This is a genomic window from Streptococcus sp. Marseille-P7376 (assembly GCF_902460385.1).
GTDB lineage: Bacteria > Bacillota > Bacilli > Lactobacillales > Streptococcaceae > Streptococcus > Streptococcus sinensis.
On the sequence record NZ_CABPTS010000003.1, the window covers coordinates 1 to 13,252 of the forward strand.

11 protein-coding genes and 1 pseudogene are annotated in these 13,252 nt (G+C 43.5%); 10 read left to right on the top strand and 2 right to left on the bottom strand.

The window, feature by feature from the left end:
- Positions 1-175 (top strand): transposase (locus tag FZ952_RS02675; protein WP_148880494.1); only part of this gene is annotated, 175 nt, incomplete at its 5' end.
- A 106-nt stretch (positions 176-281) separates the two neighbouring features.
- Here FZ952_RS02675 and FZ952_RS02680 read toward each other — a convergent pair.
- Positions 282-1,247 (bottom strand): LacI family DNA-binding transcriptional regulator, encoded by a 966-nt coding sequence (locus FZ952_RS02680; protein WP_062200160.1) that lies wholly within the window; start codon positions 1,245-1,247, stop codon positions 282-284.
- Positions 1,228-2,682 (bottom strand): sucrose-6-phosphate hydrolase, encoded by a 1,455-nt coding sequence (locus tag FZ952_RS02685; protein WP_148880495.1) that lies wholly within the window; start codon positions 2,680-2,682, stop codon positions 1,228-1,230. Before FZ952_RS02685 ends, FZ952_RS02680 begins: the two co-directional genes overlap by 20 nt.
- A 194-nt stretch (positions 2,683-2,876) precedes the next feature.
- Here FZ952_RS02685 and FZ952_RS02695 point away from each other — a divergent pair, with 194 nt between their 5' ends.
- The 9 genes and pseudogenes from FZ952_RS02695 (at position 2,877) to FZ952_RS02735 (ending at position 13,161) form a co-directional block, all read left to right on the top strand.
- Complete coding sequence (locus FZ952_RS02695) at positions 2,877-4,814, top strand: sucrose-specific PTS transporter subunit IIBC (RefSeq protein WP_148880496.1); 1,938 nt, start codon at positions 2,877-2,879, stop codon at positions 4,812-4,814.
- Between the two features lie 160 nt (positions 4,815-4,974).
- The gene (gene scrK, locus FZ952_RS02700; RefSeq protein ID WP_148880497.1) at positions 4,975-5,874 is read left to right on the top strand and encodes a fructokinase ScrK; all 900 of its coding nucleotides are present in this window, start codon (positions 4,975-4,977) and stop codon (positions 5,872-5,874) included.
- Positions 5,875-5,923: 49 nt separating this feature from the next.
- The gene (locus FZ952_RS02705) at positions 5,924-6,334 is read left to right on the top strand and encodes a peptide deformylase (RefSeq protein WP_148880498.1); all 411 of its coding nucleotides are present in this window, start codon (positions 5,924-5,926) and stop codon (positions 6,332-6,334) included.
- Positions 6,335-6,491: 157 nt separating this feature from the next.
- On the top strand, positions 6,492-6,950 hold the full coding sequence (locus FZ952_RS02710; RefSeq protein ID WP_062200172.1) for a MarR family winged helix-turn-helix transcriptional regulator: 459 nt from the start codon (positions 6,492-6,494) through the stop codon (positions 6,948-6,950).
- Positions 6,943-8,709 carry an ABC transporter ATP-binding protein gene (locus FZ952_RS02715; RefSeq protein ID WP_148880499.1) on the top strand — a complete coding sequence of 589 codons (1,767 nt, stop codon included), beginning with the start codon at positions 6,943-6,945 and terminating at the stop codon, positions 8,707-8,709. Before FZ952_RS02710 ends, FZ952_RS02715 begins: the two co-directional genes overlap by 8 nt.
- Positions 8,699-10,456, top strand: coding sequence for an ABC transporter ATP-binding protein (locus FZ952_RS02720; RefSeq protein WP_148880500.1), 1,758 nt, complete (start codon positions 8,699-8,701; stop codon positions 10,454-10,456). Before FZ952_RS02715 ends, FZ952_RS02720 begins: the two co-directional genes overlap by 11 nt.
- 190 nt (positions 10,457-10,646) lie before the next feature.
- A complete protein-coding gene (locus tag FZ952_RS02725) occupies positions 10,647-11,798 on the top strand; it encodes a DUF4352 domain-containing protein (protein WP_148880501.1) in 1,152 nt (383 codons plus the stop codon).
- Between the two features lie 405 nt (positions 11,799-12,203).
- A pseudogene (locus tag FZ952_RS02730) lies at positions 12,204-12,397 on the top strand (ABC transporter ATP-binding protein); the annotation flags it as partial.
- A 263-nt stretch (positions 12,398-12,660) separates the two neighbouring features.
- Positions 12,661-13,161 (top strand): phosphatase PAP2 family protein, encoded by a 501-nt coding sequence (locus tag FZ952_RS02735; protein WP_148880502.1) that lies wholly within the window; start codon positions 12,661-12,663, stop codon positions 13,159-13,161.
- Positions 13,162-13,252 lie beyond the last annotated feature (91 nt).

The following is a 13,252-nucleotide window of genomic DNA, read 5'->3' on the forward strand; positions in this document are numbered from 1 at the left end:
ACAGATTTTCGATCAACGTAAGATTGATGTGGAACCTGTCTTTGGGCAGATAAAGGCTTATTTGGGTTACAAGAGATGTAACCTAAGAGGCAAGCGTCAGGTGAAAATTGACATGGGTTTAGTGCTCATGGCCAATAATCTCCTTAAATACAATAAGAGAACGGTTCAAATTTAAAAAGCTAGAGTTCCATAATTGGGAATCTCTAGCTTTTTTGTGACTGAGAACTATTTTGTCTCAGACTCTTTTTCAGTAATACGGGCTCGCGTCGCCCATATAAGGGTTACAAGCTTTTACCCGGCAGTAGGGTGATTGGCAGGAAGTAGCCAGTTGAGGGTACTTCCTGATTATTAATTTTTTTCAGCAGTAAATCTACTGAGAGTTTGGCAATATCTTTCAAGGGCTGTTTAATCGTAGCCAGTTGAGGATAATAATTTTCAACAAAATAAGTCCCGTCATAGCCGATAATTTTTAAATCTTCAGGAATCTGGATGTTTAGCTCTTGAGCGACTTTCATCACCAAAATGGCTGTCAAATCATCTGAAGCAAAGATTGCATCCGGCTTGTTGTGGGTCAGAATGTGCTTGATTTCCATTTCTTTGCGGACGGGTGAGAAGTCACTGGAAACATTGATGATAGCAGCATCTGGCAGGACAGAGGCAAAGCCAGCATGGCGCAGGCCTGTTGGTGAGTTGGAGTTATCATTGCCAGTAATCATGATAATATTCTGAGCGCCTGCTTTGACCAGAGTCTGAGCAGCTAGTACTCCACCAGCGTAATTGTCCGAGGACACCACTGGAATATCGGGTGAAAGGTTGCGGTCAAAGGAGATGATGGGGGCTGTTACGCGATTGTAGTCTTCGATTCCTAGGTTATGACTGCCGGAAATGATGCCGTCCACCTGATTGGCTTCTAACATCTCAATGTACTCGCGCTCCTTGTCAGAATCATGCTCGCTGTTGCAGATAATAGTTTTATACCCCTGCTTAAAGAGCTCGTGTTCCAGCTTGTCAATCAGCTCAGCATAGAAGATGTGACTAATATTCGGGAAAATAAGTCCAATCAGCTTAGCGGACTTGCCCTGAAGACTGCGCGCCAGATTGTTAGGTTTGTAGGCCAACTCCCGCATAGCCTCCTCGACCCGAGAGATAGTTTTGCTGGATAAGTAACCTTTTCTATTGATAACGCGGGAAACGGTTGTGGGGCTGACCCCTGCCAGTTTTGCTACATCAGTTAGTTTTGCGACCATAATCTAATTCATAGTAAGTACCGGTCGGATTGCCCTTGGTGATGGCAATGCCTGTCTGGTCTCCACCTGGGAAGACGCGACCGGAAAATACTTTCTCTCCTTTATTGATAAAAATTTCAAAGATGGATTTGTCGATAAAGACATTGACAGTTGTATCTTTGGTGTCAAGGCTGGTGCTGCGGCTGCTTCCGAAGTCTAGGGCATATTGTTCCCCTGCCTGACTGCGGTCGACGGTCACTTGCCCAGCTTTGAGATCGAAGTTGATGGTTAACCCCTTGCCGTCCTTATCTGCAAAGAGGACGATTTCATGTTCGGTGTCTGCAGCGAGATTCAGCTCTAGCTCGTAGCTATTCTTGCTCTCAGCCAGCGCAGTGAAAGGTTGAGCTTCCGCTCGTAAATTCTTGATGGCTGCGACAGGGTATTGATAAAGCTTGCCATCTTTTAAAGTTAATTCTTTTACTAGTGAAAAGGTTCCCTGGTGGTCAAAGCGGTCAGACGGGTATTCCACATCTGGCAGACCTAGCCAGCTGACAGCGAAAGCTCGGCCGTCAGGGGCGTTGAAAGCTTGAGTCGCGTAGCACTCAAAGCCATAATCCAGATTCTGAATCGGGCTTGGATTGAGCATTTTTGCTTGTTTTGTGTCAAACGATTGACCTATCTTATACATGTTTGGGTAAATATTATCATAGTCCAGAACATCCTTGGACAGGCCTTGTGGGCAATAGAGCAGGACTGGCTGGTCATTAATGAAGACCAGATTAGGGCACTCCATCATGTAGGCCGTCTTGTCATTATCAAAGTCCAAGTCACCAAGGGTTTCCCAGTTGGTGTAGTCATTGTCCACAGCCTTGTAGAGCTTGACATAGCCTTGCTTATCCAGATTTTGTCCGCCGACAATAGCATAGAACTGTCCCTTATAATTAAAAATCTGTGGATCGCGGAAGTGATCGGTTGCTCCTGCCGGTTGCTCAATCAAGACTTTATCAATCTTCTCAATTTTCCCTTCTTTATCCAGCAATGCTCCGATTTGATAAGGGTGGCGCACCCAATTTTCGTCGCGGACATTTCCAGTATAAAAAAGGAAAAGCTTGTCATCAAACTGCATAGCAGAACCAGAGTAGGCACCGTGGCTATCCAGTTTCGTATCTGGCAGCACTCGCACACCAGTTTCTGTGAAATGCACTAAATCATCACTTTCAAGCTGTACCCAACATTTTAGACCGTGGGCTGCTCCAAAGGGAAAGTTTTGGTAGAAGACAATCCACTTGCCGTCAAAATATGAAAAGCCATTTGGATCATTCAGAAGCCCAGTTGTGGGCTCCACATGATAGGTGGCCCGCCAAGGAGATTTAGCGATATTGTCATTAATCTGTTGCAGTTCTTCTGCAGTCCAATCTTCGTAACGTCTGTAGCGTTTTTCAGTAGTCCAAGCCAATCTTCTGTCCTCCAATTATTTTTCTTACTTCTATAGTAAACGTTTTCCGCTCAAAAATCAACCTTTAACATTAAAAAAAATAAATTTCTGTAAAACGCTTGACATATTTTAAAGTTGTGATAAAATAATATTTGTAAAGGCGGTAAAATCGCTTTCAAAAAGTTTTACAATATTTTATAAGGAGATGTTTGCAAATGGATTATGCTAAAGTTGCAAAACAAGTCATTGAAGCTGTCGGTAGAGATAATCTTGTTGCAGTCGCACACTGTGCGACTAGGCTTCGTCTAGTTCTAAAAGATGATAGCGCTATTGACCAGAAAGCATTGGATAATAATGCAGATGTTAAAGGTACTTTTAAGACAGATGGACAATATCAAGTCATTATCGGTCCTGGAGATGTAAACTTTGTTTACGCTGAAATCATCAAAGAAACTGGTCTTAAAGAAGTTTCAACGGATGATTTGAAGCAGATTGTTGCTAGTGGAAAGAAGTTTAATCCTATTATGGCTTTGATTAAACTCTTGTCTGATATTTTTGTGCCTATTATTCCAGCCCTAGTTGCAGGCGGTCTTTTGATGGCTCTTCGTAATTTCCTGACCTCAGAAGGATTGTTCGGGCCTCAATCAATCGAGCAAATGGTTCCAGCTATTAAGGGACTGTCAGATATGATTCAGCTCATGTCTGCTGCTCCGTTTATGTTCCTGCCAATTCTTGTTGGTATCTCAGCTGCAAAACGCTTTGGAGCTAACCAGTTCTTAGGTGCTGCAATCGGTATGATTATGACAACACCAGATCTTGGGGGAGCTGAGAAATTTTGGGATATTTTGGGTTACCATGTGACGCAAACAAGTTATGTTTACCAAGTTATTCCAGTTCTTGCTGCTGTATGGATCTTGGCTCATCTTGAAAAATTCTTCCATAAGAAATTGCCTTCAGCTGTTGATTTTACCTTCACTCCATTGCTATCAGTGATGCTTACAGGATTCTTGACATTTACAGTCGTAGGTCCAGTGATGCTATTGGTATCTAACGGTATTACAGATGCGATTGTTTGGCTCTACAATACAACAAGCTTTATTGGTATGAGCGTATTTGGGGGAACCTATTCATTAATCGTAATGACTGGTCTTCACCAATCTTTCCCAGCCATCGAAACACAATTGCTTTCAGCTTGGCAAAATGGTAGTGGTCATGGAGACTTTATCTTTGTTGTTGCATCCATGGCCAACGTTGCTCAAGGTGCTGCTACCTTTGCAATCTTGTTCCTGACTAAGAATGCTAAAACCAAAGGTCTTGCCTCTTCTGCAGGTGTCTCAGCCCTCTTGGGGATTACCGAGCCGGCTCTCTTTGGTGTAAACTTGAAATATAAATTCCCATTCTTCTGTGCCCTTATCGGGTCAGCAGTAGGAGCTCTTTTTGCAGGTCTTCTTCAAGTTGTTGCTGTGTCTCTTGGTTCAGCAGGTTTCCTTGGATTCCTTTCAATTGATGCGAAATCAATTCCATTCTATTTCTTATGTGAAGTTATTGCTTTTGCGATTGCCTTTGCTTTGACTTATTTCTACGGTAAGACAAAAGCAGCAGATGTCTTTGCTGAAGAAGCTGTGGTTGCAACAGCAGATGAAACAGTAGAAACAGAATTAGCTGAAGACGTGGTTACTGAAGAAACAAATGCTCTTCAAGATGAAACAATCATTTCTCCTGTTGTTGGTCAAGCTGTGACTTTGGCTGATGTCAATGACCCTGTCTTTGCAAGTGGAGCGATGGGGCAAGGGATTGCTATTAAACCAACTAAAGGTGTTGTTTATGCCCCAGCTGATGCAGAAGTGACGATCGCTTTTGCCACCGGTCATGCCTATGGTTTGAAGACTGCTAATGGTGCTGAAATCCTTATCCACGTCGGAATTGACACAGTGTCTATGAATGGCGAAGGATTTGACCAAAAAGTGTCTCAAGGTTCTACAGTCAAAGCTGGCGATGTTCTTGGAACTTTTGATTCAGCTAAAATCGCGGCAGCTGGTCTGGATGACACAACTATGGTCATCGTGACCAATACAGCTGATTACGCTTCTGTGACTCCAGTTGCGGCAGGAGCAGTGGCTAAAGGCGATGCAATTATTGAAGTGAAAGCCTAGTATTACTCATCAAAAATCAGTAAAAGAAAACGAACAAATGTCATGTTTGTTCGTTTTTTCCTTGAGTGTTAAGATTTACAGAGGAAAATCTAAAATATAGAGCAATTTTCAATCTGGAAATATGCTATAATAAAGTATAAACAATACAAGAGGTGTTGAAATGACAAAATTGTACGGAAGTTTAGAAGCTGGCGGGACGAAATTTGTTTGTGCTGTAGGCGATGAAAATTTCAATGTTGTAGAAAAAACACAGTTTCCTACAACCACGCCGATTGAAACGCTGGATAAGACAATTGCCTTTTTCTCTCGTTTTGACAATCTAGCAGGTCTGGCAGTCGGTTCTTTTGGTCCTATTGATATTGACCCTAATTCTGAAACTTATGGCTACATTACGACGACTCCAAAACCACATTGGGCGAATGTGGACATCGTAGGAGCACTTCGTCGTGCTTTGAATGTACCAATTTGCTTTACGACAGATGTTAATAGCTCTGCTTATGGTGAAGTTGTAGCTCGCAACAATGCTGGCGGCCGCATTGAAAATCTGGTTTATTATACGATCGGAACAGGAATTGGCGCTGGCGCCATTCAGCGTGGTGAATTTGTCGGCGGAACGGGTCACCCTGAGATGGGACACTATTATGTAGCCAAGCACCCGATGGATGAAGAAAAAGGCTTTAATGGCGTTTGTCCTTTCCACAATGGCTGTTTGGAAGGTTTGGCGGCTGGCCCTAGCTTAGAGGCGCGGACAGGTGTACGGGGTGAAAATATTGAGCTCAATAACTCTGTCTGGGATATTCAAGCCTATTATATTGCGCAGGCAGCTATTCAAGCGACGGTGACGTTCCGTCCAGATGTCATTGTCTTTGGTGGCGGTGTTATGGCGCAGCAACATATGCTAGACCGCGTTCGTGAGAAATTTACAGTTCTCCTGAATGACTATCTCCCTGTTCCAGATGTGCGGGATTACCTTGTCACACCAGCTGTAGCGGGAAATGGCTCTGCTACATTGGGGAATTTTGTCCTAGCAAAAGAAGTCAGCGAACGCCACGCAAAATAGGTAAAACAAGAGGTCTGAAATGTCAGGCCTCTTCTATCTGAGGTGAAATATGCAAAAAGCGATTGTCAAGGATATTTTCTTTTTACAGCAAAAATCAGCCCCTGCAACGAAAGCCGACCTCTTTTTGGCCCAGGATTTGCAGGACACCTTATTGGCTCATAGAGAGTCTTGTGTCGGTCTTGCGGCCAACATGATCGGTGTTCAAAAGCGAGTGATTATTTTTATGTATGGCATGCTGCCCATGGTCATGTTTAATCCTATTCTCATCCAGAAATCAGGGCCTTACCAGACGGAAGAAGGCTGTCTGTCACTGCCTGGAAGTCGGCAAACGACTCGCTACCAAAAAATAACGATTGAATATCTGGATCAGAATTGGCTAAAGAAGATCATCACTTTAGAGGATTTTCCAGCGCAAATCTGTCAGCATGAATTGGACCATTTGGAAGGAATTTTGATTTGATAAGGAAGGAAATTCAGCTATTCTGAGGCTGAATTTTTTTATCACAAAAATGGTTCTCATAGAAACTTTTTTCTTGACATCTGCTGTTGATGTGCTAAAATAGTTCTCACGAAAACTAATTAGTTCTCAAGGGAACTAATCTAGAAAGGAAGTTTTGATGGAGAAGCCGTTATTAGAAATGAAACACTTTGGCCGACGAATGCAGCTGATGGTAGAAAAGGTTGCCAAGGAGCAAGGGATTGAGTTCATGGCTGGGCCGCAGGGGCAAGTTTTGCGTATTGTTACTTGCCGTGCACAGGAGGGTAAGGAAACGCTTATCAAGGATATTGAGCAGGAACTGGATATTTCCAAGTCGGTGGCCAGCAACCTAATGAAAAGGATGGAGAGAAACGGCTTTATCCAGCTGGAAACCAGCCAAAGGGACAAGCGAGCCAAATATATCCGCTTGACTGCGCAGTCTCAGGAGAACATGAGGAAAATTCGTGACTTTTTTGATGAAATGGACCGTCGTCTTTTGGAGGGGATTTCTGAGCAGGAATTACTGATTTTTTCTCAAGTGCTGACTAAATTTTATCAAAATATCGAAAGTCTAGAGAATGGAGAGAAAAATGTTTAAGTTATTTAAACGGCTGACGGCAAGGGAAGTGGGCATGATTCTACTCAGTGTACTCTTCACTTGCCTGACAGTATATCTAGAATTAGAGGTTCCGACTTATATTTCGGCAATTACTGGGCTGCTGCAGACGCAGGGAACGACTTTAGCGGATTTGTGGGAACCTGGGCTGAAAATGGTTGGCTTGTCCTTTGCTAGCTTTTTGTCTGCTACTGTAGTTGGATTTTTTGCAGCTCGTCTAGCTGCCAGCTTTACCCAGAGTCTGCGGAGCGATATTTTCAACCGTGTGCTGGATTATTCGCAGACGGAGATTAAGAAATTTTCAATCCCTAGTTTGTTGACTCGAACCACGAATGACATTACTCAGGTGCAGGCTTTGATTACTATGGGTTTGCAGGTAGTGACGCGGGGACCGATTATGGCGATTTGGGCCATGACTAAGATTATCGGCAAGTCAGAAAGTTGGTTGACAGCTGTTCTCATCGCTGTTATGATCAATGTCTTGATGACAGCAGTCTTGATGACACTTGCCTTTCCCAAGCAGTCGGTTGCGCAGCGCTTGGTTGATAAGCTAAACAGCGTTACTAGAGAGAGTCTGACGGGGATTCGCGTGGTCCGGGCTTACAATGCTGAAGATTATCAGGATAAGAAGTTTGCAGCAGCTAATGATGAAGTAACCCGTCTTAATCTCTTCATCAGTCGCTTGATGGCTATGATGAATCCTGTTATGATGGGGATTTCCAGTGGTTTGACCTTAGCCATTTACTGGATTGGGGCTTATTTGATTCAGGAGGCTGGGCTGCAGGAGCGTCTCCCACTCTTCAGTGATATGGTCGTCTTTATGTCCTATGCTATGCAGATTGTGATTGGCTTCTTGCTCATGGGGGCCCTCTTCATCGTCCTGCCTCGGACCATTGTATCCGCTGGCCGGATTAATGAAGTACTGGACCTGCATTCTTCTATCACCAGTCCGGAACAGCCTAAGGCAGCAGCGGATAGTAAAGGAGGGGTGGTCTTTCGCGATGTGTCCTTCCGTTATTCCAAGAATTCAGAAGCGGTCATTGAGCATGTCAACTTTACAGCGCAGACTGGTGACACCGTAGCCTTTATCGGCTCGACTGGTTCAGGAAAATCCACGCTGGTCAATCTCATTCCTCGTTTCTATGATGTGACTGAAGGAGAGATTCTGGTAGATGGTGTCAATGTTCAGGATTACCAGCTGGAAGACTTGCATAATAAGGTCGGCTACATCCCGCAAAAGGCGGTGCTTTTCTCTGGCGATGTTGAGAGCAATCTGGACTTCGGTCAAAGCCAAGAAAGCCCGCTGGATGAGCAGAAAATGTGGGAGGCTCTTGACCTAGCACAGGCTAAGCCCTTTGTCCAAGAGAAGGAAAAGGGGCTGAAAGCAGAAGTAGCTCAAAGCGGAACCAACTTCTCTGGTGGCCAGCGTCAGCGTTTGGCCATTGCCAGAGCCTTGGCTCGTAAGCCAGAAATCCTCATCTTTGACGACTCCTTCTCAGCACTAGACTATAAGACAGACCGCATTTTGCGTAAAGAACTGGCTGAGCGGACGCAGGATATGACCAAGCTAATCGTAGCGCAGCGGATTTCTACTATCATGGATGCGGATCAAATCTTGGTCTTGGATGCTGGTAAGGTGGTCGGTCAAGGTACCCACCGAGAGCTTTTGGCAAATAACGCGGTCTATCAAGAAATTGCCTACTCACAATTATCCAAGGAGGAATTAGAAAATGGGAAATAAGAAGCCTTCATTATTTAGCCAGATACGGCCTTATCTCAAAGGCTTCCAGCTTCCTCTTGCTTTGGCATTTGTGGGAGCTGTCTTGTCAAACATTATCACGGTCTATGGGCCAAATAAATTAAAAGAAATTACCAATCTCATCTCTGAAGGTTTGGCTACCAGCATTGATTTAAAAGCTGTGTCTCAGATTGCCCTCCTGCTGACCGTGCTCTATGCAGTCGGAGCTCTGCTCAACTACGGTCAGTCCTTTATCATCAGTACGGTTATCCAGTATTTCTCCAAGCGGCTGCGGACGGCCATTGCAGAGAAGATTAACAAGCTGCCGTTGGGCTATTTCGATGGTCATTCTCAGGGGGATACTCTGTCGCGCGTGACTAATGACGTAGATACGGTCGGCCAATCCCTCAACCAGAGTCTGGGAAATGTTATCTCTGCCAGCCTGCTCTTGGTGGCTGTGGTTTTGACCATGTTCTTCATGAACTGGATCTTGGCCTTGGTAACCATCTTAGCTACTGTAGTCGGCTTTGTCTTTGTCGGCCTCATCATGGGCAAGTCTCAGGGCTATTTCACCGCCCAGCAAAACGATCTGGCTGCGGTAAACGGTTATGTGGAGGAGATGTACTCCGGTCATAATGTTGTTACCAGCTATAATGCCATTGAGCAGTCAAAGGAGCGCTTTGCAGTTCTCAATCACAATCTCTATAATAGCATTTGGAAATCGCAATTTATCTCTAGCATGATGATGCCGCTCATGTTCTTTACGGGGAATTTTGCCTATGTGCTGGTTATTTTGGTCGGTGCTGCTCTGGTGATTAATGGCTCGATTAGCATTGGAATTATCGTCGCCTTTATGGTTTATGTGCGGACCTTCTCTCAGCCTTTGTCACAGATTGCCCAAGGTATCGCCGTCTTGCAGCAGGCTGGTGCAGCACTGGTTCGTGTCTTTGAATTTCTGGCTGAGCCTGATATGGAAGACGATCAGCATAAAGAGCAGCAGCTTACTGCTGTCAAGGGAGATGTTGCCTTTGAAGAGATCTTCTTTGGCTACAAGCCGGACCAGACCATTATTCATGATTTTTCAGCCCAGGCCAAAGCCGGACAGAAGATTGCCATTGTCGGGCCAACGGGTGCTGGTAAGACGACTATCGTTAATCTACTGATGAAGTTCTATGAAATTGACAAAGGACGTATCAGCATTGATGGTATAGATATTAAGGATATGAAACGCTCCGAGGTTCACGATGCCTTTTCAATGGTCTTGCAGGATACCTGGCTCTTTGAAGGGACTATTCGGGAGAACTTGATTTATAATCAGGAGCATGTGACAAATGAAGCAGTTGTTGCTGCGGCGAAGGCGGTTGGTGTTCATCACTTTATCATGACTCTGCCGCAGGGCTATGATACAGTGCTGGATGACACGGTCAACTTATCGGTCGGTCAGAAGCAGCTATTGACAATCGCTCGTGCTCTGCTGAAAGATGCACCGCTCTTGATATTGGATGAGGCAACTTCATCTGTGGATACGCGGACTGAGGAGCTGATTCAAAAAGCTATGGACAAACTCATGGAAGGACGGACTTCCTTTGTCATCGCCCACCGCCTATCCACTATCCGCAATGCAGACCTCATCTTGGTTATGCGCGATGGAAATATCATCGAGCAGGGCAATCATGACCAGCTCATGGCGTCGAATGGTTTTTATGCAGACCTTTACAACAGTCAGTTTGAGGAAGGCGAAGTAGCTTAAATTTAGCAATGAAATAGTCTACTATAGAATGGCACGGCTTAGGCTGTGCTTTTTCTGTAACTAGTGCATCGGTCGCTTCATTGGAAATTTAACAGCTAGATTTTGTGGTATTTTATTTAAGCAACATTTACAGTTTTATAAAAATATGATAAAATAGTTATAAATTTTAGTGTATCCTAGGGAGGAAATCATGAAAAAATTTTTAAACTATCTTGTCATCTCTTTAGCTGCGCTTTTGCTAGTAGCATGTGCTCCTAAAAAAACGGGTGGGAACGGTGTCTCTGGTAATAATCATGTTGAAGTGAAAATTAAGGGTGGTACTTATGTATTGCCCAAAGATGAGTCTTCGGATTCTAAGTATCTAGCTTTGAATGTTGAAATTAAAAATAAGAGTAATAAACAGTTATATATTAGTGACAATGACATCACTCTTTATAATTCTGATGATGAAAAAATTAGTTCGATCAATGTCTATGATTCTAGTGACAAGTTCAAAACAATGTCTTATGAAAAGGTTGCTAAGGATAAGAGCGTCAGTGGTTATGTAGTATTTGAAGTAAATCCAAAGGATACTTATGAACTTCATTATTCTCCTCTGTACACAGATATTGGCAAGAAAGAGCCAGAAGAGGTCACCATCAAAGTTGATGCTAAAAAGTATGCGGATAATGTGGATAAAATGGAAGACTTGGCTAAAGAATATGTAGAAAAAGTCTTCTTGAGTGGAGACGCTTCAGGAAAAGCAGAAAATGTGAGTTCGAAGCAGTCCGATCAAGCGGTTGTGACAACCTTGACAACAAAAAATGATGACAAGAAAAAAGAAGGAAAAGCTGATCAATTTGTTCTAGGAGGAGACTTGGAGAAAGATCGAGCTAATTTCATGACAAGCTTTACCAAAGAGTTTGGGGAAGAATTCTCTTACTATACGCCATCAGAAGCTGAATTGCGGACATTTGCTGAAGCATACACTAAAATGAATGCGAAACGTGCAAAAGTAACTTACCAAGTAGCTTCTTTCTTACCAGAAAGTGCGACAGTTTACGTTAGACCAGAAACGATTGGCCTAGAAAACATTCGGACTTACGACTTGGTCTCTAAATTTGTTAATGAGCATCGAGCAGAATATTCTGATTACAACGATGCATATAAGGCAGCAGAGAAATATATTTTAGAACAAGCGCCTAGTCAGTTTGACAGTATTCCTTTGGTTACACCTAAGTATATGGAATCTGAAGGTTATGAGCTGAAATTCACGAAAAAAGATGGCAAATGGGTTGTCGATAGCTCAGATGATTATGGGTATAAATACCTTGTCCGCTCCTTCAGTGGAAGTCTGTATTAATACTCAAAGGAAAGTAAATTCGTCTTATTATTAACCGCGGTGGGTTGGTGAGAAGCGAGAATCTAGAGAGGACCTGCTGGGTCTTCTCTTTTTTGATGTTTAAAGTTCAGCAAATGTTTGTTTTAAATTTGTCGACATTGCGAAATCCAAAAGTATTTGGCTTGAGGACTTTCATGAGAATATTGGTTAGCGTTAAAATGGGGAAATCTGGAGTGTTGTTCCTCTTCTTTTGGGCTTTGATGAAGTTTTAAAAATAGGATTTTGCGATTGAAGCTTGTCGGGAAGTACGCCAAAGAATTTTTCATCCTGCTTCTCTTAAAAATGGGTGAGCAGGAGTTGGTACAGTTGCTAGTGCTTTTTGAATTTTCTAAAATAGCTGAGTAGTGCATGATCATTCTTCGTGCAGTGCTGCTCTTGATTTTGGACGAGGTGACTTCTTCGGTGGATACGCGGACAGAGGAGTTGATTCAAAAAGCTATGGACAAACTCATGGAAGGCCAGACTTTCTTTGTCGCTGCTCACCGCTGACCACTATTCACAATGCGGACCTGATCTTGGTCGTGCGCGATGGGCATATCATTGAGTAGGGCAACCATGACTAGCACATGGCGGTTTATAGCTTCTATGCTGACCTTTACAAGAGTCGGTTTGAGGAAAAGCAAGAAGCAAGCTAAAATATAAAAATTGAACTCTAGCAATTTGAATGCTTGGAACTCTGTTTTTAGTATGGTATAGTAGATAGTAGAAATGGAGAAGTTCATGGAAATAGAGGTTTTAATGATGGCTTTTGACGAGAGTCGTATACCCCTGCTGGTCTAGAGCAAGATTCCAGAGCAAATGTTTGAAAAGTATGAAGGATAAGATGAAAGATTATCGTGTTTTCTATCAAAAGCTGACAGCTCCCTTGCGGCGACGTCCCAGCTTACTCAAAGTTTTGATTTGTTTTAACCGATTGATGACCCTGCTCATGCCCTTGGTTTATGCTGGAGTGCTATTCAATGCCTATCTGGTTGGAACCTGGCGAGGGTTGCTGCTTTATCTCTTGCTACCGGCGGCGGGGTTTATTGTTTTGTCGCTGGTTCGTCAGCGTATCAACCAGCCTCGGCCTTATGAGAGCTGGGACTTCAGTCCCTTACTGGCTAAGGATGTGTCTGGGGAATCCATGCCCAGCCGTCATGTTTTTTCCTCTACGATTATTGCCATGTCAGCCTTGTCACTATCTCCTTGGTTTGGTTTCATATTGCTGTTTTTGACGGCGCTTTTAGCACTGGTTCGAGTGCTTGGTGGAGTTCACTATCCTAAGGATGTCCTGGTCGGCTATGCCTGCGGGCTTTTAGTTGGCAGCCTTCTATATCTTTTTTGACGATGTCATTTTTCCTATTTTGCTACATCAAAGTTGCGTGGTGTAGCTTTTGATTTGTCCAATTTCACTTATATCTTCTTTCGATTGATTT